This is a genomic window from Arthrobacter sp. P4_F11 (assembly GCF_056401395.1).
The window spans coordinates 245,970-271,485 of sequence record NZ_JBFUJK010000002.1; the positions used below are offsets into that span (position 1 = coordinate 245,970).

At 66.8% G+C, this 25,516-nt stretch carries 28 protein-coding genes; 8 read left to right on the forward strand and 20 right to left on the reverse strand.

All coding sequences use genetic code 11. The annotated features are described in order from the left end of the window. Positions 1 to 58: 58 nt before the first annotated feature. The 7 genes from AC1DRO_RS04125 to AC1DRO_RS04155 all read right to left on the reverse strand — a co-directional run bounded on the left by AC1DRO_RS04125 (position 59) and on the right by AC1DRO_RS04155 (position 3,997). Positions 59 to 1,000: a hypothetical protein gene (locus AC1DRO_RS04125; protein ID WP_476949932.1), complete on the reverse strand. Its 942-nt coding sequence runs from the start codon at positions 998 to 1,000 to the stop codon at positions 59 to 61. 139 nt (positions 1,001 to 1,139) lie between these two features. Continuing rightward, positions 1,140 to 1,433: a DUF503 domain-containing protein gene (locus AC1DRO_RS04130; protein WP_028277999.1), complete on the reverse strand. Its 294-nt coding sequence runs from the start codon at positions 1,431 to 1,433 to the stop codon at positions 1,140 to 1,142. Positions 1,434 to 1,508: 75 nt separating this feature from the next. Continuing rightward, positions 1,509 to 1,826 carry a putative quinol monooxygenase gene (locus AC1DRO_RS04135; RefSeq protein WP_079555298.1) on the reverse strand — a complete coding sequence of 106 codons (318 nt, stop codon included), beginning with the start codon at positions 1,824 to 1,826 and terminating at the stop codon, positions 1,509 to 1,511. An 81-nt stretch (positions 1,827 to 1,907) separates the two neighbouring features. After that, positions 1,908 to 2,510, reverse strand: a complete 603-nt coding sequence (locus tag AC1DRO_RS04140) for a hypothetical protein (protein WP_476949933.1) — start codon at positions 2,508 to 2,510, stop codon at positions 1,908 to 1,910. A gap of 14 nt (positions 2,511 to 2,524) precedes the next feature. Then, positions 2,525 to 3,079 carry a DUF1990 family protein gene (locus tag AC1DRO_RS04145; RefSeq protein WP_476949934.1) on the reverse strand — a complete coding sequence of 185 codons (555 nt, stop codon included), beginning with the start codon at positions 3,077 to 3,079 and terminating at the stop codon, positions 2,525 to 2,527. Next, entirely contained in the window at positions 3,076 to 3,486 is a 411-nt protein-coding gene (locus AC1DRO_RS04150; RefSeq protein ID WP_476949935.1) for an MmcQ/YjbR family DNA-binding protein, read from the reverse strand. The genes AC1DRO_RS04145 and AC1DRO_RS04150 overlap by 4 nt, the downstream gene beginning before the upstream one ends. Positions 3,487 to 3,571: 85 nt before the next feature. Further along, on the reverse strand, positions 3,572 to 3,997 hold the full coding sequence (locus AC1DRO_RS04155; RefSeq protein ID WP_476949936.1) for a CoA-binding protein: 426 nt from the start codon (positions 3,995 to 3,997) through the stop codon (positions 3,572 to 3,574). Positions 3,998 to 4,280: 283 nt separating this feature from the next. Here AC1DRO_RS04155 and acs point away from each other — a divergent pair, with 283 nt between their 5' ends. The 4 genes from acs to AC1DRO_RS04175 are packed head-to-tail and all read left to right on the forward strand — an operon-like array spanning position 4,281 to position 9,355. Next, a complete protein-coding gene (gene acs / locus AC1DRO_RS04160) occupies positions 4,281 to 6,317 on the forward strand; it encodes an acetate--CoA ligase (protein WP_476949937.1) in 2,037 nt (678 codons plus the stop codon). Positions 6,318 to 6,327: 10 nt separating this feature from the next. Continuing rightward, positions 6,328 to 7,521, forward strand: coding sequence for a dimethylsulfone monooxygenase SfnG (gene sfnG, locus AC1DRO_RS04165; RefSeq protein ID WP_476949938.1), 1,194 nt, complete (start codon positions 6,328 to 6,330; stop codon positions 7,519 to 7,521). After that, positions 7,521 to 8,861 (forward strand): O-acetylhomoserine aminocarboxypropyltransferase/cysteine synthase family protein, encoded by a 1,341-nt coding sequence (locus AC1DRO_RS04170; protein WP_476949939.1) that lies wholly within the window; start codon positions 7,521 to 7,523, stop codon positions 8,859 to 8,861. Before sfnG ends, AC1DRO_RS04170 begins: the two co-directional genes overlap by 1 nt. Beyond that, positions 8,861 to 9,355 carry a CoA-binding protein gene (locus tag AC1DRO_RS04175; protein WP_018776128.1) on the forward strand — a complete coding sequence of 165 codons (495 nt, stop codon included), beginning with the start codon at positions 8,861 to 8,863 and terminating at the stop codon, positions 9,353 to 9,355. Before AC1DRO_RS04170 ends, AC1DRO_RS04175 begins: the two co-directional genes overlap by 1 nt. A gap of 120 nt (positions 9,356 to 9,475) precedes the next feature. Here the strand turns inward: AC1DRO_RS04175 and AC1DRO_RS04180 are convergent, their stop codons facing one another. The 4 genes from AC1DRO_RS04180 to AC1DRO_RS04195 all read right to left on the reverse strand — a co-directional run bounded on the left by AC1DRO_RS04180 (position 9,476) and on the right by AC1DRO_RS04195 (position 12,784). After that, the gene (locus AC1DRO_RS04180; protein WP_476949940.1) at positions 9,476 to 10,294 is read right to left on the reverse strand and encodes a hypothetical protein; all 819 of its coding nucleotides are present in this window, start codon (positions 10,292 to 10,294) and stop codon (positions 9,476 to 9,478) included. Beyond that, the gene (locus tag AC1DRO_RS04185; RefSeq protein WP_476946016.1) at positions 10,291 to 10,839 is read right to left on the reverse strand and encodes an RNA polymerase sigma factor; all 549 of its coding nucleotides are present in this window, start codon (positions 10,837 to 10,839) and stop codon (positions 10,291 to 10,293) included. Before AC1DRO_RS04185 ends, AC1DRO_RS04180 begins: the two co-directional genes overlap by 4 nt. Positions 10,840 to 10,969: 130 nt before the next feature. Continuing rightward, positions 10,970 to 11,488 carry a hypothetical protein gene (locus AC1DRO_RS04190; protein WP_476949941.1) on the reverse strand — a complete coding sequence of 173 codons (519 nt, stop codon included), beginning with the start codon at positions 11,486 to 11,488 and terminating at the stop codon, positions 10,970 to 10,972. A gap of 285 nt (positions 11,489 to 11,773) precedes the next feature. Next, complete coding sequence (locus AC1DRO_RS04195) at positions 11,774 to 12,784, reverse strand: 1-aminocyclopropane-1-carboxylate deaminase (RefSeq protein WP_476949942.1); 1,011 nt, start codon at positions 12,782 to 12,784, stop codon at positions 11,774 to 11,776. 105 nt (positions 12,785 to 12,889) lie between these two features. Between AC1DRO_RS04195 and AC1DRO_RS04200 the strand changes: the two genes are divergently transcribed. Continuing rightward, the gene (locus tag AC1DRO_RS04200; RefSeq protein WP_476949943.1) at positions 12,890 to 13,552 is read left to right on the forward strand and encodes a GntR family transcriptional regulator; all 663 of its coding nucleotides are present in this window, start codon (positions 12,890 to 12,892) and stop codon (positions 13,550 to 13,552) included. Positions 13,553 to 13,695: 143 nt separating this feature from the next. Here the strand turns inward: AC1DRO_RS04200 and AC1DRO_RS04205 are convergent, their stop codons facing one another. Next, entirely contained in the window at positions 13,696 to 14,985 is a 1,290-nt protein-coding gene (locus AC1DRO_RS04205) for an adenylosuccinate synthase (RefSeq protein ID WP_223983709.1), read from the reverse strand. A 403-nt stretch (positions 14,986 to 15,388) separates the two neighbouring features. Between AC1DRO_RS04205 and AC1DRO_RS04210 the strand changes: the two genes are divergently transcribed. Both AC1DRO_RS04210 and AC1DRO_RS04215 read left to right on the forward strand, forming a co-directional pair. Further along, a complete protein-coding gene (locus AC1DRO_RS04210; RefSeq protein ID WP_476949944.1) occupies positions 15,389 to 16,597 on the forward strand; it encodes a cobalamin-independent methionine synthase II family protein in 1,209 nt (402 codons plus the stop codon). A gap of 187 nt (positions 16,598 to 16,784) precedes the next feature. Continuing rightward, entirely contained in the window at positions 16,785 to 17,417 is a 633-nt protein-coding gene (locus tag AC1DRO_RS04215; protein ID WP_028277428.1) for a uracil-DNA glycosylase family protein, read from the forward strand. A gap of 176 nt (positions 17,418 to 17,593) precedes the next feature. On the opposite strand, the gene AC1DRO_RS04220 is transcribed toward AC1DRO_RS04215, so the two are convergent. The 3 genes from AC1DRO_RS04220 to AC1DRO_RS04230 form a co-directional block, all read right to left on the reverse strand. Beyond that, positions 17,594 to 18,019, reverse strand: a complete 426-nt coding sequence (locus tag AC1DRO_RS04220) for a DUF3151 domain-containing protein (RefSeq protein ID WP_476949945.1) — start codon at positions 18,017 to 18,019, stop codon at positions 17,594 to 17,596. A 2-nt stretch (positions 18,020 to 18,021) separates the two neighbouring features. Further along, positions 18,022 to 19,041, reverse strand: a complete 1,020-nt coding sequence (gene fbaA / locus AC1DRO_RS04225; protein WP_243181434.1) for a class II fructose-bisphosphate aldolase — start codon at positions 19,039 to 19,041, stop codon at positions 18,022 to 18,024. Positions 19,042 to 19,278: 237 nt separating this feature from the next. Next, entirely contained in the window at positions 19,279 to 19,956 is a 678-nt protein-coding gene (locus AC1DRO_RS04230) for a TrmH family RNA methyltransferase (RefSeq protein WP_079555318.1), read from the reverse strand. A gap of 58 nt (positions 19,957 to 20,014) precedes the next feature. On the opposite strand from AC1DRO_RS04230, the gene AC1DRO_RS04235 reads away from it, so the two are divergent. Next, positions 20,015 to 20,845, forward strand: coding sequence for an HAD-IIA family hydrolase (locus AC1DRO_RS04235; protein WP_028277432.1), 831 nt, complete (start codon positions 20,015 to 20,017; stop codon positions 20,843 to 20,845). A gap of 23 nt (positions 20,846 to 20,868) precedes the next feature. Here the strand turns inward: AC1DRO_RS04235 and AC1DRO_RS04240 are convergent, their stop codons facing one another. The 5 genes from AC1DRO_RS04240 to AC1DRO_RS04260 all read right to left on the reverse strand — a co-directional run bounded on the left by AC1DRO_RS04240 (position 20,869) and on the right by AC1DRO_RS04260 (position 25,484). After that, positions 20,869 to 21,897 carry a thioesterase domain-containing protein gene (locus AC1DRO_RS04240; protein WP_476946555.1) on the reverse strand — a complete coding sequence of 343 codons (1,029 nt, stop codon included), beginning with the start codon at positions 21,895 to 21,897 and terminating at the stop codon, positions 20,869 to 20,871. 138 nt (positions 21,898 to 22,035) lie between these two features. After that, entirely contained in the window at positions 22,036 to 22,581 is a 546-nt protein-coding gene (locus AC1DRO_RS04245) for a hypothetical protein (protein ID WP_476949946.1), read from the reverse strand. 95 nt (positions 22,582 to 22,676) lie between these two features. Further along, positions 22,677 to 23,486, reverse strand: coding sequence for a GAF and ANTAR domain-containing protein (locus tag AC1DRO_RS04250; protein ID WP_243181431.1), 810 nt, complete (start codon positions 23,484 to 23,486; stop codon positions 22,677 to 22,679). A gap of 94 nt (positions 23,487 to 23,580) precedes the next feature. After that, positions 23,581 to 24,165 carry an orotate phosphoribosyltransferase gene (gene pyrE, locus AC1DRO_RS04255; protein ID WP_476949947.1) on the reverse strand — a complete coding sequence of 195 codons (585 nt, stop codon included), beginning with the start codon at positions 24,163 to 24,165 and terminating at the stop codon, positions 23,581 to 23,583. Positions 24,166 to 24,236: 71 nt separating this feature from the next. Further along, the gene (locus AC1DRO_RS04260) at positions 24,237 to 25,484 is read right to left on the reverse strand and encodes an FAD-dependent oxidoreductase (RefSeq protein WP_476949948.1); all 1,248 of its coding nucleotides are present in this window, start codon (positions 25,482 to 25,484) and stop codon (positions 24,237 to 24,239) included. Positions 25,485 to 25,516: the final 32 nt, after the last annotated feature.

Sequence of the window (25,516 nt, forward strand, 5' to 3'; positions counted from 1 at the left end):
ATTGCTCCGCAGCTGCCCTTTTGAACCCTCAAAACGGCAGTTGCGGAGCAATCGTTCGTTAACGGCCGGGCCGCCAGCCCGCCTGCAGGAGTGCGGCACGGACCTTGGCCACCGCGGCCTTGGCATCATCGTGCATATGCCGCTTGGAGATCCGGACCTCGGTCCAACCGAGGTCCGTGTACTTCTCCGAACGGGCGATGTCCCGGACGATCTGGCCCTCCTCACCGTGGAGTTCGCCCTCGTACTCGACGCCGATTCTGTATTTCCGATAGGACAGGTCGGGTTCGTGGTGCCGGGTTCCTGCATTGTCGATGATCGGCACGTTCAGCTCTGGTTCCGGAAGGCCGGCCCGGACTATGGCCAGCCTCAGCAAGGACTCCTGCGGCGAATCGGAGCCCACGCGAATGAGGGCGATGGCTTCCTTCGCCTTGCGGATTCCTCGTTTTCCCTTGTGGCGGTCGATCATCCGCTGCAAGTCCTGAAGGCTGCAGAGCGGCGCATCCCTGCCCTCGAGCTCAGGTCTGGGCATCCGAACGCAGCTGTCGCCGGCCACAACGAGTTGGTCTACGGTCAACATTTCGGCTAGATCCAGCCAGGTCCGCTCCGGGGTGGTGATGGGGATCCCGTCCAGCAGCGTGATTTCGTCGTCGTAGAGCTTCATGCGGTGGACGATGACGTGTGGCCGGTTGAGATGGGCCGCGCCCTCGGGCCTGATCACGTGGTACATCGGTGGTGCCTCCTTCTGCTGCCGCACCGGAAGCGAACCAAGCTCCGCCGCGGTGAGGTGCGACGCGGCGCATCGCTCATTGACCTCAATGAAAGGCCGCACTCGCACGCACAAGGGAAGCCCCGGCGTCGGGCTTTGCACACGGATTCCCCGGCCCAGCGCGGCCAGGGACTGGTGGCGGAGCCTTTTTAGTGACACACCAGCCGCTGCCGCTTCGACGACGGTAAAGGGTCGTCGCTGGAAATCGTCCGGCAGCGGGCGCGCGGTCTTCATGGCTTCATCAGACCAGTTCGGCGTCGACGCCGCAGTAGTTATCCACAACGCCCATCGACTGCTCCATAAGTGCCGTTATGGAGCCTCAAAAGGGCGACTACGGAGCAATCGACGGGGGTTGGCGGAGCAATCCGCGGGGTCAGTCGTCGCTGCGGAGCTCCCGTTGCCGTGCGCTGAGGAGTTCGAGTTCGGGCCGGGCCGCCACGAAGCGTTCGACGCCGGTCAGCACCTCCACGACGTGTGCCCGGTCTGCTGCAACCAAGCCGGCGCCCAACTGCGTGCGCCGGTGCTGCTCATGATCCCCGACCTCGGCCACGGAGACATCAAAGCGGCGCTTCAGCTCCGCCAGGAGCGGGCGCACCACGGAGCGTTTCTCCTTGAGGCTGTGAACGTCGCCCAGAAGGATGTCGAATTCGATCCATCCAATCCACATGCCATAAGCCTATCCAGTGCTCCGTAACGGCCCTTTTGAGGCCTCAAAAGGGCGCCTACGGAGCAACCGGTGGGGTTAGATGGTGAGCTCGCCCATCCGGTCCCAGCCGTCGCCGTCGAGCTGCCGGCTGATGATCCGGGGCGTCTCGGCCAGGGCCTGAGGCATGTCCGCCATAGCCTGCTTGAAGTGGGCGCTGTTCACGTGGGCCCCGGCGGCGTCATCCTTGAAGGCCTCAACCAGGACGAATTCGTTGGGGTCCTCCACACTGCGGGACCAGTCGAACCACAGGTTGCCGGGCTCCTGGCGGGTGGCCTGGGTGAAATCGTTCACGAGTCCCAGCCAGCGCTCCGACCAATCCGGCTTGACCTTGAATTTGACGACGATGAAGATCATTTGGCTGAAGCCTTTCGTTGGTTTTCCGGAGGTTCCATTCTTCCAGCATGACAATGCCGGGCCACATGGCCAGTTGCCGGGTCAACAGGCCTTGATGGCCTCGCGGGCCAGTTCCTGCTGCCGCGGGGTGCCGATCCGGTCGGCCCACTGTTCGGCGAGCTGGAACTCCACCATCGCCTCGGTGCACCGGCCGGCGTCATGCAGCGTCCAGCCGAGGTTGTTGTGCAGCGAAACCACCCACCGTTTGGTCCGCTCATCGTGAACCGTGGAGGCGTACTCCAGCGCGCTTCGGGTCCAGGTCTCGGCGTGGGCGGAATCGGCGATGGCGAGCATGTGCAGCGCGTCCACGGCCAGGAATTCCTCGACCAGGTAGTCAGCCAGTTCGGCCGCCTGTTCAAACAGCGGCACGGCCATCTCGGGGTGGCCGCTGGAATTGAGCACCCGGCCGCGTTCGAGCAGCACCCTGACGGCCACGGTGGGGTCGTCGGCATCGACCGCATCCAGCAGGGCGTCGGCTTCCTCGTAGCGGCCCTGCAGCCCGATGGCCCGTCCCAGCTGCGTGGTGAGCTCGGCACGTTCGTCGGCGTCGTAGCGTTCATCTGCGGCGGCCGCCCGGAACCGGGCTTCGGACCCGGCGGGGTCGTCGAAGTTCCACAATTGGTCAAGGGTTTTCTGTTCCAGCATCCTTCGGCTCCTGATCAGCTTTCACCTGCGGCCAGTTCGTGTGCACTCCCAATGTAGCGGGAAGTGACATGCCTTTGTGCCCGTCCCGTGAGGGCGCGGCCGGTCTCGTAGAACCAGTTGGACGGCCGGCTGAAGGCCGTGATTTTCAGGAACACCTGCCCGGCGGCGTCGATCTCCACTTCGAAGGCCTCCTCGCCCCGCACGGGATGACCGGGGAGTGTGCCGTACCCGAACCCGGCTCGTTGCGGCCCGTCGCCGGGCACGGGCCGGCGCACCCACACCACCTCGCAGGGCGCGTTGATCCGGAAGGGGCCGACGCCGAATCCGCTCACCACACGCGCGCCGGGCGCGACGGCGTCGGAGTCGGTGCGGACGCGCAGCCCGGAGCGTTTCTGCAGCTGCCAGCTCAGAATCCCCTGCTCCACCCTCCGGTACAGTGCCGGGCCGTCGCCGAGGTATGCCCGGGACACCAGGCAGGGAAAGCCCGCCGGCGCCTGGCCGTGCTCAGTGGAGCCAATGCCCGGATAGTTCAGCCCGTCCCGCGCGCCGGCACCGGGATCACCGCTCATGTGTCCTCGCCCCTGGCGAGTCCCGCCCAGCCCAGCTGTTCCCGCTGCTTCCGGCTGAACGAGGCGACCACCAGATCGTAGGAATCCTCCACCATGTCCCGGATCATGTCGTCCGGCAACGATCCGTCCAGCCGGACCCCGTTCCAGTGCGTCTTGTTCATATGCCAGGCGCCGGTGATTTCCGGATGGATGGCCCGCAGCTGTTCCGCCAGGGCCGGTTCGCACTTGAGGCTCACGGACCAGTTGGCCGGGTCCATGGCCGACGCCGCGAACATCTTGGCGTCCTGGCGCGCGCCCCCCGCCACGGCAGCCCGCACCTTGAAGACGGATGTCTCCGGGCCGAAGGGAAAGTCCTCAAAGGCGCCGGGGAAGCTCAGGCAGATCTCGCGGAGGGTGGCAACGTCCATGGCACGAGCCTATCCGGCTGCGGCCTGCCCGGCAGGGCGGGCATCGCCGCTGCTTCCGAATCTGTTGATCGTGAATCCTGGGCCGCTAGAGGCCCACTCGCCACCCTTCGCGGGCGGGGCACTCGTTCACGACGACGTCCAGCCCGGCGGCCTTGGCGCGGTCCACCGCGGCGTCGTCGAAGACGCCCAGCTGCAGCCAGACGGCCTTGGCGCCTATGGCGATGGCCTCGTCTATGACGGCCCCCACCTTCTGGGAGTTGACGAAGCAGTCCACGACGTCGATCGGGTGCTTCTCAGCGGGAATCTCCGCCAGGGAGCGGTACCCCTTCTCCCCGTGCACGTCGTCGCCGGGCAAGTTGACCGGGATGATTTCCATGCCCATCCGGTCACGGACAAACAGGGAGACTTCATACGCCGAGCGCCATTGGTTGGTGGTCAGGCCGACCACCGCCCACGTGCCTTTAGTTCGCATGAGGCGGTCAATGACTGCCGGATCGTTAACGTGGGCCATGTATCAACATTACTCCTGCAACCTTTCCGAACAATCATCGAATAAATGAATGACTCCACTCCTCCCATTCCGCGGTGAACGAATATTACAGTGCGGAAGGCTTGGATTTTGCGGAATCCTGCATTTCGGGTCTAGTAGGGAGTGACCATCCCGAGCGGCCGAGAGACCTGGATCAATGAAGCCGCAGCAACCCCAGTGACGTGAGACGACCATTCCCGCGGAACTGCTTCTTCGCCCGCGGAGGAACCAGGGGTGCCACTGCCAGGACCGATGGAGTGCCCCGATGTCCCCTGAGAATTCTTCCGCCCTGCCCGTCCTTGCCCGGACTGCCACTGCGGTACCAGGCCAGGCAGAGACGGTTGCCTTCTGGGAAACCCAGGCCCTCCGCCTCGACTGGGCGCACCTGCCCGGCGGCTCAACGGATGCCGGATCCTCGGACGGCGGCAAGCCCTGGCACACCGCGCACCGCCGGGTCCCTGCCGACGTCGAGGCCGGCCTCGGACCGCAGATCACCTGGTTCGAAGGGGGCAGGCTCAATGTCGCCTACAACTGCGTCGACCGCCACGTGGCGGCGGGGCGCGGAGACAAGGTGGCCCTGCACTTTGAGGGCGAGCCCGGCGACCGCCGCGCCGTCACCTACGCCGAACTCCAGCGCGAGGTTTCCAAAACCGCCAATGCCCTCCTGGACCTCGGCATCACCAAGGGCGACCGGGTGGTCATCTACCTCCCCGTCATCCCCGAAACCGTGATCATCACCCTCGCAGTGGCCCGGATCGGCGCCATCCATTCCCTGGTCTTCGGCGGATTCTCCGCCGAGGCCCTGAAGTTCCGGGTGGAGGACACCGGCGCCAAGCTCCTGGTCACCACCGACGGCCAGTTCCGCCGCGGCACCGCCGTGCCGGTCAAGGACAACGCGGACGCCGCCGTCGCCGGCGACAACGCCATCGAACACGTCCTGGTGGTCAACCGGACCACTCCCGCGGACGAGCTGGACACCGTCCCGATGACTGCCGGCCGCGATGTGTGGTGGCACGACGCCGTCGGCACCGCCTCCGAGACTCACGAAGCCGAGGCGTTCGACGCCGAGACGCCGCTGTTCATCATGTACACCTCCGGCACCACCGGCAAGCCCAAGGGCCTGGTCCACACCTCCGGCGGCTACCTCACGCAGGCGTCATGGAGCTTCGAGCACCTGTTCAGCAACCCCGACCCCGCGCTGCGGGAGAAGGACGTGCACTGGTGCACGGCCGATCTCGCCTGGGTCACCGCGCACACCTACGAGCTCTACGGCCCGCTCTCCAACGGCGCCACGCAGGTCATCTTCGAGGGCACGCCCAACACCCCGCACCCGGGCCGGCACTTTGAGATCATCGAACGGTACGGGGTCACGCAGTATTACACCGCACCCACCCTGGTCCGCGCCCTCATGGGCTGGTTCCCGGACGGCGTCCCGGACGCGTACGACCTCTCCTCCATCCGTCTCCTCGGCACGGTGGGCGAGGCCATCAACCCCGAGGCCTGGCGCTGGTTCCGGACCAACATCGGCGCCGGCACCGCCCCCGTGGTGGACACGTGGTGGCAGTCCGAAACCGGCGCCACCATCCTCTCCCCGGCACCGACGGACGCCGCGTTCAAGCCCGGCTGCGCGGCCCGCCCGCTGCCCGGCGTCAGCACGCGCATCGTGGACGACGCCGGCAATAAGGTGCCGCCCGGCGTCCAGGGTTTCATCGTGGTGGACTCCCCCGGCCCGGCGCTCGCCCGGACGGTCTGGGGCAACCCGCGCCGCTACTTCGATTCGTACTGGCGCCAATACGCCGAGCAGGGCTGGTTCCTCGCCGGTGACGGCGCCAAGTATGACGACGACGGCGACATCTGGATCCTCGGGCGGGTGGACGACACCCTCAACGTCTCCGGACACCTGCTCTCCACCATCGAGGTCGAATCGGCGCTCGTCACCCACCCGGACGTGGTGGAGGCCGGCGTCTGCCCGGTCGCGGACCCAAAGACCGGCCACGCGATCGTCGCGTTCGTGGTGCTGAAGGATTCGGCGGCCACCCCCGACATCCAGGGCGTCCTGAAGGCGCACGTCGCGAAGCACATCGGGCCGATCGCCAAGCCGCGGGACGTCGTCGTCGTTCCCGACGTGCCGAAAACCCGCAGCGGCAAGATCATGCGCCGGCTGCTGACCCAGCTGTTCGAAGGCACAACGCTCGGCGACACCACCTCGCTGCAGAACGAACCATCCATCGCGGGCATCCAGGATGTGCTGCGCGACCGCGCCGCGGAATTCCTGGCAACAGCAAGCCCCACCCGGAAGTAAAGGAACACCCATGACTGAGATCAGCAACGTCGCCCGTCTGTCCGAACCGCTCAAGTTCGCCTACTGGGTCCCCAACGTCTCCGGCGGCCTGGTGGTGTCCACCATCGAACAGCGCACCGGCTGGGACTTCGAATACAACAAGAAGCTGGCCAGGATCGCGGAGAACTCCGGTTTCGAATACGCCCTGACCCAGACCCGGTACGCCGCCTCCTACGGCGCGGACAAGCAGCACGAGGCCACCTCGTTCAGCCTGGCGCTGCTGGCCGCCACCGAGCGCCTCAAGGTGATCTCCGCCGTCCATCCGGGCATGTGGCACCCCGGCGTGCTGGCGAAGTACATCATCACCGCGGACCACATCTCCAACGGCCGCGCCGTCGTGAACATCGTCTCCGGCTGGCTCAAGGACGAATTCACCAACTTCGGCCTCGAATGGCTCGAACACGACGAGCGCTACGTCCGCACCGAGGAATTCATCAAGGTCCTCCGCGGGCTCTGGACCGAGCAGGACTACAGCCAGTCCGGCAAGTACTACAACATCACCGACTTCACCCTGAACCCGGCACCGGTGGACGTGCCGGACCGGGCGCACCCGGAGATCTTCTTCGGCGGCAACTCCACGGCCGCGCAGGCCACCGCCGGACGGGTGGCTGACTGGTACTTCTCCAACGGCAAGGACCTCGAGGGGTTCAAGGAGAACATCGCCGGTGTGGTGGCGGCGTCAGGTGCCGCCGGTCGCGGCCCGGAAGGTGCGCTCCCCTCTCCCAAGTTTGGCCTGAACGGCTTCGTGATCGCCCGGGAATCCGAGAAGGAAGCCCGCGACACCCTCCGCGAGATCGTCGAGAAGGCGCACAAGCCTGCCGTGGAGGGGTTCCGCGCCGCCGTCCAGGAAGCCGGGGCGTCCACCAAGGACGGCAAGGGCATGTGGGCCGACTCGAGCTTCGAGGACCTGGTCCAGTACAACGACGGCTTCAAGACGCAGCTGATCGGCACCCCGGAGCAGATCGCCGAGCGGATCGTGGCGTACAAGAAGATCGGCGTGAACCTGTTCCTGACCGGCTACCTGCACTTCCAGGAGGAAGTCGCCGCGTTCGGCCAGGACATCCTGCCGATCGTCCGCGAACTCGAGGCGGATCTGGCCCGGAAGAACGGCACCGAACTGGACCTGTCCCGGACCCCGGTGGCAAACGTTGAGGTGGCTGCCTAATGGCCGACCGCAAGTTCGGTTTCCGCACCCGTGCGCTGCACGCCGGCGGCACCCCCGACGCCGAGCACGGCGCCCGCGCCGTGCCGATCTACCAGACCACCTCCTTCGTGTTCAAGGACACCCAGGACGCCGCGAACCTCTTCGCGCTGCAGAAATACGGCAACATCTATTCCCGGATCGGCAACCCCACCGTGGCCGCGTTCGAGGAGCGCATCGCGTCCCTGGAGGGCGGAATCGGCGCCGTGGCGACGTCGTCGGGGATGGCGGCGGAGTTCATCACCTTTGCCGCGCTGACCCAGGCCGGGGACCACATCGTGGCCGCCTCCCAGCTCTACGGCGGCACGGTGACCCAGCTGGACGTCACACTGCGCCGCTTCGGCGTGGACACCACATTCGTCGCCGGCACCGATCCGGCGGACTACGCTGCCGCGGTGCGCGGGAACACCAAGGCGATCTTCGTGGAGGTGGTGGCCAACCCGTCCTCGGAGGTCCAGGACCTTGCGGCCCTCGCGAAGGTGGCGCACGACGCCGGCGTCCCGCTCGTCGTCGACGCCACCCTGAGCACGCCCTACCTCGTGCGGCCGATCGAGCACGGGGCGGACATCGTGATCCACTCCGCCACCAAGTTCCTCGGCGGCCACGGCACCACCCTCGGCGGCGTGATCGTCGAAAGCGGCCGCTTCGACTGGGGCAACGGCAACTTCCCGGCCATGACCGAGCCCGTGGCCTCCTACGGCAACGTCTCCTGGTGGGGGAACTTCGGCGAGTACGGGTTCCTCACTAAGCTGCGCTGCGAACAGTTGCGCGACATCGGACCGGCGCTGTCCCCGCAGTCGGCGTTCCAGCTGCTGCAGGGCGTGGAAACGCTCCCCCAGCGCCTCGACGAGCACCTGAAGAACGCCCAGGCCGTGGCCGAATGGCTGGAAGCGGACGAGCGCGTGGCCTACGTGAACTTCTCCGGACTGCCCTCGCACCCGCACTTCGAGCGGGCGCAGAAGTACCTGCCGCTGGGTCCGGGCTCGGTGTTCTCCTTCGGCGTCAAGGGCGGCCGGACCGCGGGGCAGAAGTTCATCGAGTCCCTGCAGCTGGCCTCACACCTGGCCAATGTGGGCGACTCCCGGACCCTGGTCATCCACCCCGGGTCCACCACCCACCAGCAACTGAGCCCCGAACAGCTCGAGTCGGCAGGTGTCCCCGAGGACCTTGTCCGCATCTCCGTGGGCCTCGAGGACATCGATGACATCCTCTGGGACCTGGACCAGGCGCTGGACGCCGCCTCGGAAGCAGCAGCCCCGGATGCATCCGCAGAGGCTGAAGCCTGCACGATCGGAGCGAACTGATGAGTGTTGAAGAACGGACCTGGACCGGCCCCTCGGCGCCGGAGCGCCTGAACCTGCTGCGGCAGGCGAAGTCGATCGCGATTGTGGGAGCATCCGACAAGCCCTCGCGCGCGAGCTATTTCGTGGCCACCTATCTGCAGTCCTCCACCCGGTACAAGGTCTATTTCGTGAACCCTGTGGTGAAGGAAATCCTGGGTCAGCCGACGTATGCGTCGCTCGCGGACCTGCCGGAAAGCCCGGACATTGTGGACGTGTTCCGCAAGCACGGCGACTTGCCCGGCGTCCTGGACGAGGCCATCGCCGCCGGCGCCAAGACCCTCTGGCTGCAACTGGGCTCCTGGCACGAGGACGTTGCCAAGGAGGCCGAGGCCGCCGGACTCGACGTCGTGATGGACCGCTGCGTGAAGATTGAGCATGCCCGGTTCCACGGCGGCCTGCACCTGGCCGGGTTCGACACTGGCGTCATCTCTTCCAAGCGGCAGGTCCTGGCCTAACTCCAGCCGCCAACCAACCCACCGGCCAACCCGTTGCGCTATCACTTTGGGTCGTTCTGAGCGCTCAGAACCGCCCTAAGTGATAGCGCAACCGGGTTAACAAAGGAATTCAAGGGCGGCTTATGGCTGGCCGGGGGCCTTGGTCGGAACGACGCCCGGCAGGGTTGGCGTGATGTGGCCCGGAACGCGCGGCAGATCCTTGCCTGCGTTTCCGCCGCCGCCCGGAAGATCGGGTGATCCGGGCAGCCCCGGCGCCCCGGGCCGCTGCCCGGGCGTCGGCAGGATGCCGTCGCGGCCGACGGCGGGCGGTGTGGCAGGGGGCGCGTGTCCGGCCGCCGGGGCGCCCGGGGCGCTGGAGATGGTGGGTGTCGATGCTCCGGACTGGTCAGCACCCGGTGTTCCGGACGTGCCGTGACCCGGCGTGGCGGCGGGCGCGGGAAGGGCGGGGATGGTGGACGGCGACGGCTGGACATGCTCGGGGACCGGTGTACCGTGGCCCGGAGTCTGGAAGATGACCCCGACGGTGTGGCTGACGCTGTGCCGGAAGTCCTCGCTGGATGCCGCCACGGCGCCGGCGCCAAGGGTCATGGCACCCACGACGGCGCCACCGACGATTGCCAGCCGGCGCTTCCGGCGGCGGCGCTCGGCCAAGCTGGTGACCCCGGCCGGCAGCGATTCGTCGGCGTCATTCTTCGCGGACGCGCCGGTGGGCAGCGCCGTCGTCGTGGCTGTGTCAGGGGCGGCGGCAAGACCGGCTGCTCCGGCTGTCCCTGCCGCGAGCAGGGCCGCGAGGTCGGCGCGGGGCGCGGGAGCCGCATCCGGGACCACGGCGCGGAGCTGTTCCAGCGCGCTCCGAAGCTCGGCCGCGGATTCGAGGCCGGAGTCGCCCAGCATCGCCTGGATGGTGCCATCCTGCTGGGGGTCGCGGGTGCCGGTCATGATGCTGCGTGGTCCTTTTCGGTTACGAGTTCGCGCAGGGCACTGAGCCCGCGGCGCTGAAGCTGCTTGATGGCACCCGGCGTCTTGTCCATGATGCCGGCCACCTGTTCGATGGAAAGGTCCGCGACGATCCGCAGGACCAGAACTTCGCGCTGCTCCTCATTGAGCCTCGCGAGAGTGTCCGAGATACCGCCCAGGGATCCGAGCACTTCGTCCTCGGCGGATGCCGAGTACCGGGCGTCGTTCAGGGGATCGTATTCGGCCAAATGCGGAGTGCGTTCTGCCCGCCGCCTGTAGTCGACCAGCCGCGCGTGGGCGACGGAGAAAATGAAGGTCCTTAGACCTGCGTGGCCGCCGCTGACGCTGGCCAGCTTTGGCAGGACGTCCACGAACACATCCTGGGTCAGGGCCTCGGCGTCGTCCACGCCCCGGGCCCGGAAGTAGCCCAGCACGGCCGGGGAAATAACCGTGTACACCGCGCTGAAACCTGAAGGGTCACCAGCTAAGGCGGCTGACAATTCGTCATCGCTTAGCTGCTGTGCCAAGAGGCTGTCCTTCCGTTACTGCTGGGGTGCGGCCCCCGCAAGTCTAGCGGCCGCACCCCGGAGCCCTCCAAAGTGAGGGCTCCCTCCTTGCTTTCAGACCCATGCCGGGTCCAGGCCAAACAGCCGGAATTTACTTGTCGTGCTGGGGCAGCTCGACGGACGGCTGGGCCGGAACAGCCGGGGTTGCCGGAATAGCGGGGGTTGCCGGAACGCCCTTGGCACCGGGGACGGCAGGTGTCGCCGGGGTCGCCGGAACTGCGGCGTGGATGTTGGCGTTGGCGCGTGCCTCGCCGGCAGCACCCTTGACGCTGGCAGCACCCTTGACGCTGGCGTCGCCCTTGACGGTGGATCCGTCCTTCGCGTCGGCGGAGCCGTCGACGGCACCTTCGGTGCCGTCCACGTCGGCTTCGGCGTCGCCCTTGGCCTTGCCGTCAGTCGACGGCGCGGCCGGAACTGCGGGGACGGCCGGCTTTGCCGGGAGCGTAGGCGTGGCCGGGACAGCCGGCGTGGCGGGCGTAGCGTGGCTCACTTCAGCCTGCTCGGTGCTGGACATCTGAGCGGCATTGGCCAGTCCGATGCCGGAGAAACCTCCGACTGCCAGAATGGCGGCGCCGACAACGATCTTGGTGGTCTTGCTAACACTCTTCATTACAGACGTATATCCTTTGTTTTTTTGGTTTGAAGGCGGGCTGAGGCCTCATGGGGGCAGTTGACAGCCCACTCTCGCCAGAAAAGGCTGGCCGGCGCCCATGGGGGCAGGCGCCGGCCGGCACTTACGGTGGAAGGCCAGCCGGTGTCTGGTGGGGGGTCCAAGACTCCGGAGGCGCTTACAAAGGAGTAATCGCTGGGCGGGCCCGAAAGGTTACGCACCAAGCGGAAGTTTCTTGGTTTCTTTTTTGAGCCGGTGCTGCCGGGGATTAACGACGACGGCGCGTCAGGAGCGGAAGAGCCCGCTGTAGGCATTGAGGGCGACTTGGCCACCCAGATGGGCATAAAGGACATTGCTGCCGGCCGGAATTTCCCGGCTTTTCACGAGGTCGATCAGCCCGGCGAGGGACTTTCCCTCGTAGACGGGATCGGTGATCATGGCCTCGAGCGAGGCGCCCAGCCGAATGGCCTCCAGGGTGGAATCGACGGGAATCCCATAGAGGTCCCCGGCCCAGCCCTCCATGACGTTGATTTCCTCGTCCCGGAGTTCCCTGCCCATGCCGATCAGCTCGGCGGTGTTCCGGGCGATGCGTTCCACCTGGTCACGGGTCTTCGCCAGGGTTGCCGACGCGTCGATGCCGATCACGCGGCGCGGTTTGTCCTGGCCGGCAAAACCCGCGATCATCCCGGCGTGGGTGGAGCCCGTGACGGTGCAGACGACAATCGTGTCGAAAAAGACGCCGAGCTCGCGCTCCTGCTCTTCCACCTCGTAGGCCCAGTTGGCGAAGCCCAGACCGCCCAGCCTGTGGTCGGACCCGCCGGCCGGGATCGCGTAGGGCGTGCCGCCGGCGGCCCTGACCTCTTCGATGGCGGTCTCCCAGCTGCTGCGGATGCCGATGTCGAAGCCCGCACTGTCCAGCCGCACGTCGGCGCCCATGATCCGCGAGAGCAGGATGTTGCCTACCCGGTCGGACAACGGATCGGGCCAGTCGACCCAGTTTTCCTGAACCAGGCGGGCTTTGAGGCCGAGTTTCGCGGCCACCGCCGCGACCTGGCGGGTGTGGTTGGACTGGTAGCCGCCAATCGAGACGAGGGTGTCCGCGCCCTGCGCCAGGGCCTCCGGGACGAAGTACTCCAGCTTGCGCGTCTTGTTGCCGCCAAACGCGAGGCCGCTGTTGACGTCCTCGCGCTTCGCCCAGATCTGCGCCCCGCCCAGGTGTGCGCTGAGCCGCGGCAGCGGATGGATGGGGCTCGGGCCAAACATCAGGGGGTAGCGTTCGAAATCGGTGATGGCCATCGTCGGTCCTTCGCTCGCGGTGGGAAACGGTCACAGCAAATATGCAATATATTGCATTGTCGGATACGGGCTCCGGGAGGGCAAGAGGGATATACGATATGTTGCATGCCCGTCCCCTCGCTCGCCGGAGTCCACAAGCGGCCGCTGCTGCGGGACAACGTCTTTGAATCGATCCGTAACGCGATCGTCGATGGCACCTTCGAGCCCGGCGAACGGCTGAAGGACGCCGAACTGGAAGCGTGGCTCGGCGTGAGCCGGACACCCATCCGCGAGGCGCTGCTGCGGCTGGAACGCGCCGGCCTGGTGGTTGCGCTGCCGGGCAAGGCGACCATCGTGGCCCCGTGCGACCCGGCGTCGACCCTCAGCACGCAGCAGGTGGTGGCGGGACTGCACGAGCTGGCCGCACGCCTGGCGGTCCCGCTCCTGGCCGAGGAGCATCTCGCCGCCATGGCCGGGGCCAATGCGCGCTTCGAACAGGCCCTGCAGGCGGCGGAGGTCGAGTCGGCACTGCGGGCCGATGACGAGTTCCACGCCGTCTTTGTCATGGTCGGCGGCAACCCGGTGCTCCGGGAACTCCTGGAACAAACCACCCCCGTCCTGCGCCGGGTGGAGCGGATGCGCTTCGGCTCCTTTGCCGCCCGGGAATCGGTGGCGCAGCACGCTGAAATCATCCGGCTCGCCCGCCTTGGCGACGCCGAGGCCGCGGCCAGGGCGTGCCGGGAGAACTGGCTCTCGCTGCGGTTCACGGCCGCGGAAAACCCCGCCTAGGACCGTTGTGGTCCCGCCCAGGCCAGCTGTGGCCCAGGCGCGGCTACGGCCTTGGCTGCGGCCTTAACGGCGACGGCGGCGGCCCGCCCCTGCAAGGGCGACCCGCCGCCGTCGTGCGCCGGTCAGTGTTGCGTCAACCGGTGCTAATCGTTGATGAGGTCGTTGACCACGATCGTCTGGTCGCGGTCCGGGCCGACGCCGATCGCGGAGAACCGGGTACCGGAGAGCTTTTCCAGGGCCAGGACGTAGTTCCGGGCGTTCTCCGGCAGGTCCTCCAGGGTGCGGGCGCCGGTGATGTCCTCGGTCCAGCCTTCGAAGTATTCGAAGATCGGCTTGGCGTGGTGGAACTCGGTCTGGGTCATGGGCATTTCGTCGTGCCGCACGCCGTCGACGTCGTAGGCCACGCAGACCGGGATCTGTTCGATGCCCGTCAGCACGTCCAGCTTGGTGACGAAGTAGTCCGTGAAGCCGTTGACCCGGGAGGCGTGGCGCGCCAGCACTGCGTCGTACCAGCCGCAGCGGCGGGGACGGCCGGTGTTGACGCCGAACTCGCCGCCGGTCTTCTGCAGGTACATGCCCATCTCGTCGAACAGTTCCGTCGGGAACGGCCCTGCGCCCACGCGGGTGGTGTAGGCCTTGATGATGCCGATGGAACGCGAGATCCGGGTGGGGCCGATGCCGGAGCCCACGGAGGCGCCGCCCGCGGTCGGGTTCGAGGACGTCACGAAGGGGTAGGTGCCGTGGTCAACGTCCAGGAAGGTGGCCTGGCCGCCCTCCATGAGGACCACCTTGCCCTCGTCCAGGGCGGTGTTCAGGACGTAGGTGCTGTCGATGACCAGCGGGCGGAGGCGCTCGGCGAAGGACAGGAAGTACTCCACGATCTCGTCCACCTCGATGTCCCGGCGGTTGTAGACCTTGACCAGGAGCTCGTTCTTCTGACGCAGCGAACCCTCTACCTTCTGGCGCAGGATCGAGGCGTCAAAGACGTCCTGGACGCGGATGCCGAGGCGGGCCACCTTGTCCATGTAGGCCGGGCCGATGCCGCGGCCGGTGGTGCCAATGGCGCGACTGCCGAGGAACCGCTCGGTGACCTTGTCCAGGACCTGGTGGTAGGGCGCCACGAGGTGCGCGTTGGCGGAGACGCGCAGCTTGGAGGTGTCCGCGCCGCGGGCCTCCAGTCCGTCGATCTCCTGGAACAGCGCTTCCAGGTTCACCACGCAGCCGTTGCCGATGATCGGAACCGCGTTCGGGCTCAGGATGCCGGCCGGAAGGAGCTTGAGCTCATACTTCTCACCGCCTACGACGACGGTGTGCCCGGCGTTGTTGCCGCCGTTGGGCTTGACGACATAGTCGACGCGGCCGCCAAGCAGGTCAGTGGCCTTACCTTTGCCTTCGTCGCCCCATTGGGCTCCGACGATCACGATTGCTGGCATGGGATCCTCCCCCATTCGTTCGGGCCGAACTGCGTTTGATGACCAGGCGGTCACCGCAGTTCAGCGCCGTTCATGAGAATGCCCCGAATCTATCGCTGTGTTCGTATCCAACGCCAGAGTTCCGGGGCTCTTACCACCCAAGTTTAGCCGAAATCGGTGCCCGGCATCGCTTTGGGTCCCTGCTTGGACGCGCCGTCCCGACGGTGGTGAACGCCGGGGCGGCTTCCGCGAGGGAGGGCCACGCGTCCGCCGCGGCGGACGAGCCGTTCTTTTTCATGGCGTTCGTCGTAGCTGCATCATCCGCCGGCTCAGGCCCGACACATAGCGGGCACTACTTGCGGGACGGCGCGGGGTGGAATTGAGTGGGAGTGAGAATCCCGAGCGGCCGAAAGGAAAGCGCGCCATGCCCCGGACCACAGACCACATCCGTGTGACCCATGCCGGCTCATTGCCCCGCACGCCGGAGCTGATCGCCGCGAACGAGGCCAAGGAAACGGACGGCATCACGCCCGAATTCCTGGACCTGCTCGAAACCTCGGTGGTGGACGTCGTCCAGCGCCAGAAGGAGCTGGGCATCGACATCCCCAATGACGGCGAGTATGGGCACACGATGTCCAGCTCCGTGGACTACGGAGCCTGGTGGAATTACTCCTTCTCACGGCTCGGCGGCCTGGAACCGACCGACGTGGACCGCTGGGCCGACGCCACGGTGCACCGCTCCTCGCCCGGCCACATCGTCCTGACCTCGTTCCCGGACCGCCGGGACCGGGAGAAGTTCGATGACGCCTACAACGACCCCTCCTCCGGTATCCTGGCCCACCGCAGGGCCGTCACGCAGCCCAAGATCGCCGGGCCGCTGACGTACACGGGCCAGGAGCTCGTGGCCTCGGACGTTGCCAACCTCAAGACCGGCCTGGCCGCTGCCGGACTCGCCGAGGGGTTCATCGCCTCCCTCTCGCCCGGTTCGTGCGCCCGCGTGGCCAACGATTACTACGGCAGCGACGAGGAACTCCTCTACGCCTGCGCCGACGCGATGCGAGAGGAATACAAGGCCATCATCGACGCCGGCCTGACAGTCCAGCTCGACGACCCCTCCCTGGCCGAGAGCTGGGACCAGATCAACCCCGAGCCGAGCCTGGCGGACTACCTGAAGTTCATCCAACTCCGGGTCGAAGCAACGAACTGGGCGCTGCGCGGTCTTCCCCAGGAGCAGATCCGGCTGCATGTCTGTTGGGGTTCCTGGCACGGCCCGCACACCACGGACATCCCCTTCGCGGACATCGTCGACTCAGTCCTGCAGGTCAATGCCGGCGGCTACTCCTTCGAGGCGGCCAACGTCCGGCACGAGCACGAATGGCGCGTCTGGGAGGAAGCGAACCTCCCCGAGGGGAAGGTCATCATCCCCGGCGTCGTCTCGCACGCCACCAACGTCGTGGAGCATCCGGACCTCGTGGCCGACCGGATCGTGCGCTTCGCCGAGCTCGTGGGACGGGAAAACGTGATTGCGTCCACCGATTGCGGGCTGGGCGGCAGGGTGCATCCCCAAATCGCCTACGCCAAGCTGGAGGCCCTAGGCGAAGGCGCACGCCGCGCCACCCAGCGGCTCTGGTAGCAGCGCCGCTGGGTGGCGGGGTCCGGCCCGGCGCCGCATTTCGCGGGGCTTGATAGACTGATAAGGATCGACCAGGAATCGGTCCACACCACATTTTCAAACCACACCATTGCTCCGCATGCCCGTATTCGGCGTGCCTGCATCCGGTGTGGCAGCTTTGCCAATCCCGCAGGAGACCCAGCAACATATGACAGCCCTGGCCACCGAAAATTTCCGCGAAGAGCTTCTGAGCCGCCGGTACGAACCTAACGTCGCCCCCGTCAACGAGCTCCTTGACGTCCTCCAGGCAACCAAAGCTGGCACCGCTGTCCCCTACGTGGACCCCATGCACGACGTCGACGAGTGCCGGATCATCAGCCTGTACTCCAACATCGGCACCGCTGACGCGTCAGGCTTCATCACCGCCGGCGACGACGAGGCCGCCACCCGCATGCTGGGCATCCAGTGGAAACTCGGCCTTCGCCCCGAATTCGTCATGCCCTGGAACGTCCACCCGTGGCACGTCCCCGGCGAGCCGAACGGCAAGTTCACGCCGGACCAGATTTCCGCGGGCCTGAAGCCGCTGCTGAAGTTCCTGGCCCTCGTTCCCCGCGCCTCCGTGATCGTCGCCCACGGCACCGAGGCCAACCGTCTGGCCAACCTGCTACTCAAGACCGAAGTGCCCATGATCTGGCGCCGCGGCCTGAAGACCTACAAGGTCCGCTCGCTCAGCGGCCGGGCGTTCGCCGGCACCCCGGCCCGGCAGGAAGAGTACCTGGCGGAGATGCACACCGCGTACGCGGACGCCATGGCCCGCACAGGCCTGGCCAAGGCCAGCTGACCCACCCGCGCACGCACAAACGACGGCGGGCTCCCACCTCAAGGTGAGAGCCCGCCGTCGCACGTTAACGCGTTAAACCGTCGCAGCTTAAACCACAAGGCGGGGTCACTTCCGGTCCATCCCACCACGGTGGGATGGACCGTAAGTGACCCCGCGTTGCCGTGTCTGGTGCCGCCTCAGCCCTCGGCTTCGATGGCCGCCTTCGCGCCGGGATCGGAATCCTTCAGGAACTTTTCAATCCGCTCCGGCTCCTCAGCCTCGCCGATCGCCGCGGACGCACGGCCAAGCGAGTAGAGGGAGCGCAGGAAGCCGCGGTTGGGTTCGTGCTCCCACGGGATCGGCCCGACGCCGCGCCAGCCATTGCGGCGCAGCGAGTCCAGGCCGCGGTGGTAGCCGACCCGCGAGTACGCGTAGGAATCGATGGTGCGGCCCTCGTCCCAGGCCTCCTCGGCGAGGATGGCCCACAGGAGCGAGGAGGTGGGGTGCTTCGCCACGAGGTCCACGGCTTCCCGGCCGAGCGCGAGATGCTGGTAGATCTCGCTCTCGGCAGGCAGGAGCGTGGGCTCGGGACCCATCAGGTTTTTCCGGAACTCGTCGGACATGGTTAGAAGGTCTTGCCGGTGGAGCCCAGCTGCTGGGCGGCCTCGACCACGCGGGCGGCCAGGCCGGCCTCCGCCGAAGCACCCCAGACGCGGGGATCGTAGAGCTTCTTGTTGCCGACCTCGCCGTCGACCTTCAGCACGCCGTCGTAGTTGCGGAACATGTGATCCACCACGGGGCGGGTGTAGGCGTACTGGGTGTCGGTGTCGATGTTCATCTTGATGACGCCGTAGGAGACGGCGTCCGCGATTTCCTTGTCCGAGGAGCCGGAGCCGCCGTGGAACACGAGGTCGAACGGGTTGGCCTTGCCGATCTTGGCGCCGACCTGCTCCTGGATGTCCTTGAGGATCTCAGGGCGGAGCTTGACGCCGCCCGGCTTGTAGACGCCGTGCACGTTGCCGAAGGTCAGCGCCGTGATGTAGCGGCCGTTTTCGCCGGAACCGAGCGCGTCGATGGTGGCCAGGGCGTCCTCGACCGTGGTGTAGAGCTTGTCGTTGATGGCGTTCTCGACGCCGTCTTCCTCGCCGCCCACGGTGCCGATCTCGACCTCGAGGATCATCTTGGCGGCCGCGGTGCGCTCGAGCAGTTCACGGGCGATCCGCAGGTTTTCCTGCAGGGTCTCGGCGGAGCCGTCCCACATGTGCGAGTTGAAGAGGGGGTTGCGGCCTGCCTTGACCTCGGCCTCGGAGGCGGCAAGCAGCGGGAGCACAAAGCCGTCCAGCTTGTCCTTCGGGCAGTGGTCCGTGTGCAGGGCGATGTTCACGCCGTAGTTTTTCGCGACTTCGCGGGCGAACGCGGCAAAGCCGAGGGAGCCGGCAACCATATCCTTGGTGGAGGCGCCGGACCAGTAAGCTGCACCGCCGGTGGAGACCTGGACGATGCCGTCGGACTCGGCCTCGGCGAAGCCGCGCAGGGCGGCGTTCAGGGTCTGGGAGGACGTGACGTTGACCGCCGGGAAGGCGAAGCCGCCCGTCTTTGCACGGTCGATCATCTCGGAGTAGATCTCTGGGGTTGCAATGGGCATGCTGACTCCTAATGTGAATTTCGTCTACGGGCTGGTGATCCTGGAGGGAACCTCGTCGGCTAGGAACCATCCTAGCCATTCCTGCGCCGGGGCCGTGTCTCCGGTCACGTGGCCCCTGTAACACTCGCGGCCGGGCGCTTCGGTCATGGTTCCGGCCTGCCGGCGGACTGGCCGGCGCCGGCCCCGCCGCCGGCATTGCGCCGGGCGCTGGCGGTGCGCCGGCCGCCGGCGGTGGCTTTAGCCCGGGAGCTGGCCGAACACGTGGCGGCGGATCCAGGCGTGCATCGCGATCGCGGCGGCGGAGGCTGCGTTGATGGAACGGGTGGAGCCGAACTGTTCGATCGACAGGGTGTCCAGCGCCGCTTCGTGGACTTCAGGGGTCAGGCCCGGGCCTTCCTGGCCGAAGACCAGGACGCAGTCCTTGGGCAGTTCGTAGGTCTCCAGCGGCACCGAGTCCGGGAAGATGTCGATCCCGATGATCGCCAGCCCCTCCCCCTGCGCCCAGGCCACGAAGTCCTCAACGGTGGGGTGGTGGCGGACGTGCTGGTAGCGGTCGGTGACCATGGCCCCGCGGCGGTTCCACCGGCGTCGTCCGATGATGTGGACTTCCTTGGCCAGGAACGCGTTGGCGGTCCGGACCACGGTGCCGATGTTGAGGTCGTGCTGCCAGTTCTCGATGGCGATGTGGAAATTGTGGCGTTTGGAGTCCAGGTCGGCCACGATCGCCTCGTGCTTCCAGTAGCGGTATTTGTCCACCACGTTGCGCCGGTCGCCGTCCGCCAGCAGGTCCGGGTCCCAGTGCCCGCCCTGTGGAAGTTCGCCTTCCCAGGGGCCGACGCCGACCTCCGCCTTCGGTTCCGGCCCTTCCTCTGCGGCGGGAAGGGACGGGGCGGGGCTTTCGGGCTGTTCAGTCACTCCTCAACATTAGACTGGGAGCCAGTAAGCAGCACATCACCAGCGGCGGAGGTCCCCCATGGCAGAGTCAGACGAAGTACGTTCATCGGCGTCGGTGTACCGCAGCGGCCAGGAAATCGAGTGCTGGCTCACGGACATGGACGGTGTGCTGGTCCACGAGAACCAGCCCATCCCTGGCGCGGCGGAGCTGATCCAGCGCTGGGTGGACACCTCCAAGCGGTTCCTCGTGCTGACCAACAACTCAATCTTCACGCCCCGGGACCTCGCGGCGCGGCTGAGCTCTTCCGGGCTGGAAATCCCGGAGGAGAACATCTGGACCTCGGCTCTGGCCACGGCCCAGTTCCTCAAGGACCAGGTCCGCGGCTCGGAGTCGGGAAACCGCGCCTACACGATCGGCGAAGCAGGACTCACGACGGCGCTCCACGAGGCCGGCTTCATCCTCACCGACCAGAACCCCGACTTCGTGGTGCTCGGCGAGACCCGCACCTATTCGTTTGAGGCCATCACCATGGCCATCCGCCTGATCCTCGCCGGCGCGCGTTTCATCGCCACCAATCCGGACGCCACCGGGCCCTCGAAGGACGGACCCATGCCTGCCACCGGGGCCATCGCTGCCCTCATCACCAAGGCCACGGGCCGCGAGCCGTACATTGTGGGCAAGCCCAACCCGATGATGTTCCGGTCGGCGATGAACCAGATCGACGCGCACTCGGAAACCACGGCGATGATCGGCGACCGCATGGACACCGACATCATCGCCGGCATGGAGGCGGGCCTGCACACGGTGCTGGTGCTCAGCGGCATCACCCACCGGGACGATATCGCCGCGTATCCGTTCCGGCCGAACCAGATCCTGAATTCCGTGGCGGACCTCAAGAACCAGATCTGAGCAACACCCCAGAACGCGATACCTCAGAACGCGGTTTTCTTCCCGCCGCCGCCCGGCAGCGGGAAGAGGTCGTCCTGGAGTTTTTCGATGATGGGCCGGTAGATGAACGGGCTCCAGCCAGGGCTCGCGTGCTCCGGCCTCGCCCCGTCGGTGCGCAGGTCATCCGAGACCATGTTGGTTTTGAAGGACAGTGACCAGTTGTCCCGGGCGGTCTCGTAATCCACCGTCTTGTCCCGGGGGTTGCCGATGAACGCCATCTTCGTTTCGCCCAGCTTCCCGACGAAACGGCTGGCCTCAAAGTGGAAGATGTAGGCGGATTCGGACTGGATCAGCACGCTGGACGGCGCGATCGGGGACAGCTGTTCCAGTGTCTGGTCCACCACCTGGCCCCAACTGCGTTCATTCTTGTGCAGCATCCTCTCGCCGAGCTCGTAGCCGCCGCGCAGCACTGTGGGGAAGCGGAACCCGCTTTCGTAGAGCAGCACCACGCCCTCGAACCAGCTCTGGTCCAGCACGTCGTGCCGGCTCGCCGGGCTGGAGTCGAGGAGGATGAACGCCACTTCGACGCCGTGCAGTTCGCGCAGCCGGGCCGCCACCTGGGTTGCCACCATGCCGCCAAAACTATGGCCGTAGAAGTAGAGGCTGGTGAGATTGTGGGCGCGGACGTGCTCGATCACGGCGATGACCACCTCGTCGATGTCCAGGCCTTCGTTGGAATACCCGACGGCGGCGAGCTGGCCCCTCTTGTTCAGGGAGCCGCGCAGCGCGTTCAGGATCCACAGGGCTTCTTCCCAGCTCGTTTTATAGCCGGGGAACAGGATCCAGCTGGCGTGGGGGTAATACCGTTCGGCAACGTCATCAGGTACTTCGAGGATCCGGCTGACACGCCGCTCGGCCTGCACGCGCTGAGTGAACAGCATGTCCGCCGCCAGCAGCGACGCGGACCCGGCGCCGATCAGGAACGATCGCCGGGAAACCCGTTTAAGCTCGACGGCGCGGCGGAGCATGCGGGCCTCGGAAGCACCGGGGCCTCGCGGATGGTTCGGATCCATCTCGGCCGGCACATCTCTACCGTAGCCACGCTTTGTCGGGGATGAGAAACCGGACCATACAGCGGTCCCGAAGCCCAGCGTGGAAGCGCCGCTGGCGGGCCGCTGGCGCGGTTGGCGCCGTTCGCACGCCGTTGCCGGTTATGCGGGTTCGGGCTCGCGGCCGACCTCGCGGCGGCTGATTTCCATGCCGATCTCGTCATAAGTCGCCAGGAGTTCCGAGCGGGCCATGTCAGCGGGATCATCGAGAAGGCCGAACACAGAGTCGCTCGCGGCGAAGAGTTCGTCGTCGGAGAACCGGTTCAGCTTCCGGGTGCCTGAGGGATCGATCGAGGCCGTAAATTCCCCGGCCATGTCCAGGGGTGGCAAGGCGGCGGAATCGTCGCGGTGCGCGGTCAGTTCCAGGGAGACTCCGCCGGGAGCCGGCCTGCCGGCGACCTCCGAGCCGGAGGCCCCGCCGTCGATCGCGTTGAGGTCGTTGCGCAGGCCGGCCAGCGCCACTGATTCCACGAATGCGGCCAGGCCGAGGTCAACGCGGATGTGCGAGATGATTCCCATGCGGCGGACGCGCTGGATAATTTGCATCAGGGAGGGGCGGGAGGCCTGTGTGAGGCTCCCCCGGACACTAATCCGGACGACGTCGGAAACGACATCGAGTTTGACGTGGGCTTGCAGTGTTTGGTCCATAGGTACTCCAAATAAGGATGTCTATGGCCGACGGCTCAACCGCATTCAGCGTATCCGCGCTTGTGGTCGCACACAAGTCATAGACTGCTGCCGGTTCAGCCGGCCTGCCTCCTATCCGGCTCCTCGTAGTGCGTCCGGGTTGCCGTTCCGCCGACAGACTGCACCAGGGATTTGGCGATGTCGCGCAGCTTGACGTTGCCGTTGCTGGAGGCGTCGGTGAGGATCCGGACGGCGGTTTCCTGGTCGCAACGGTTCTGCGCCATGACGATCCCGATGGCCATGTCGATCACGGTCCGGGATTCAAGCGTGGCGCGCAGGTTTGTGGCACTGTCCGTGTGCAGCGAGAACCGGACTGCCAGCCGCAGCGCCTGGGAGATTTCGCGGGTGTAGCCGCGGGCCCGGACCGCGACGTCGCCGTCGAACTTGTGCGGGACATCGGAGTAGAGGTTCAGGGCCGCCTGGGCTTCGCCCTGGAGGTGGAAAGGCACCGACAACACCGAGCGCAGGCCGTGCGAGGCGACGGCGGAGGCGTAGTCAGGACCCCAGCGGTCCTCGTCGAAGAGGTCCGGGACGTAGACCTCCCGTTCCTCCTTGGCGGCGGTCAGGCAGGGGCCCTGGGACAGTGAGTACTGGATCTCGTCCACTTCGCGGGCGGAGTCGCTGCTCCACCCGATCGTGGCGGCCTTACGGTCCCGGAGCAGGGTGATTCCGCACAGCGCGTCGTCGCCGGAGCCGGCCACCTGGTGCGCGGAAAAACGCGCGAGTTCGTTCAGGAACTCTTCGAAGTCCGCGCTGTCCAGGATCAGGTTCTGGATCTGGTCGACCGTTCCCACCGAGATGTCGGCGCCCTGCCCCTCAGGGCCGCGGTTCACACCGCTGTTCAGGGACTTTTCGGACGGGAGCATGGCGCGTGTTCTCCAGATAAAGGATGGACGGGTATGGGACAAATGATAGGTCACGGCCCATACCCCGTCCACCTTTGCCGTCCGGCGTCGACCCCTAGCTAAGGCCGAGTTCGTCCTTGCCGAAGGCGAAGAGATACGGAACACCGGCTTCGGCCTCGATCTTTTCCTTGGCCCCGGTGTCGCGGTCCACGATCACGGCGACGGCCACCACGTTGCCGCCGGCCTTGCGGACGCCCTCGACGGCGGTCAGCGCGGAACCGCCGGTGGTTGAGGTGTCCTCCAGGACCAGGACCTTGCGGCCCTCGACCGAGGGGCCTTCCACCTGGCGGCCCATGCCGTAGGACTTCTGCGCCTTGCGGACCACGAAAGCGTCCACCGGGCGGCCGGCGTCGACGGCGGCATGCATGACGGCGGTGCCCACCGGGTCCGCCCCCATGGTGAGTCCCCCGGCGCACTCGAAATCGATCCCGGCGTCCTCCATCAGCGAGAGCATGACCTGTCCGACGAGTTTGGACGCCTCGTGGTGCAGGGTGATGCGGCGCAGGTCGATGTAGTAGTCGGCTTCGGCGCCGCTGGAGAGGGTGACCTTGCCGCGGACGACGGCCAGTTCCTTGATCAGTTCCAGGAGTCGGGCACGGGCAGCGGCAGCGTCGGCTGCGAAGTCACGGGTGGCAGTCATGGCTCCCAGTTTAGTGGCTGGTCCGCCGCGGATTCCCAGCCGGTGGGCTGTATGTCGGTCCCGGGTCAGGGCTAGGGCTGCGGCTGGGGTTCGGCACGCCGCGCGAAGGCCGGTGCGTGCTCGGGCCGCGGCCCAAAGGCGATGAAGCGGGGAATGATCTTGCGGAACGCCGGAATGTGCCGGGCGATGAAGAGTGCCGCGGCCGGAAACTTTGTCCGCTTCCCGGTCAGGACCGGGCCGAAGATCGTGTGTTGCATGAGCCGTTGGGCGCTCTGCACAATGACGGTGGGCAGCCGGCGCCGTCGTTCGACTTTCTCCAGGTCTGCGGTGGTCACCCTGCCCCGGAGCAGTGCGGGGGCAAGGTACTCGGCGGCGGCGGCCGCGTCCTGGATGGCGAGGTTGATTCCGACGCCGCCGGCCGGGGACATCGCGTGCGCGGCGTCCCCGATGAACAGCAGCCCATTGATGTGCCACGAGTGCAGCCGGTTCAGGCGCACGTCCAGCCAGTGGAGGTCATCGAGGGATTCGATGGCGTCAACCCGGTCCGCAAGATCCGGGCGGAGGGCCGCCACGCGCCGTCGGAAGCCCTCGACGCCTTCCGCATGGATCCGGGCATCGGCGCCCTTGGCGGCGAGGTAGCCCATTTGGTAGTAGTCGTTGCGGAACAAGGCCAGCAGCGCCTCGCCGGGGCCGAACGCCGGCACGAGCCCGGCCACCTCACCCGTTTCGGAGGGATAGCGGGGCAGCCGGAACCACCAGGTGTCGAAGGGCACCGGGAACTCCTTTGGCGCCAGCCCGGCCGCGGTGCGCAGCACAGAATGGCGGCCGTCCGTGGCAACCACCAGGTCCGCCGGGAGCTCGTCCTGCGTGCCGTCGGCGGTCCGGAAGCGGACTCCGCGGACGCGGCCTCCGTTGCGGACCAGGCCCGTGGCGGTGTGGCTCATGAGCAGCGTAAACCCCGGTTCCTGGGCCGCGGCCTCGGCGAGGAAGCTCAGGAAATCCCATTGCGGCATCATGGCGATGTAGTTGTACGGCGGCGGCAGGGCGTCAAAGTCGCCCATGGTCACGGCCTGCCCGCCGGGGACCGGGAAAACGACGTTCTTCAGGCGGCTCTGCGGCAACAGGCGGAACTCCTGGCCGAGCCCAAGTTCGTCAATGAGCCGGATGGTGGACGGGTGCACGGTGTCGCCGCGGAAGTCGCGCAGAAAATCGGCGTGCTTCTCCAACACCGTCACCCGCACCCCGGCCCGTGCCAGGAGCAAGCCCAGCATCATCCCCGCAGGTCCACCGCCCACCACCGCACATCCGGTCTTCTCCATGGCCCCACGCTACGCCTGCGCGGGGTGCCGCG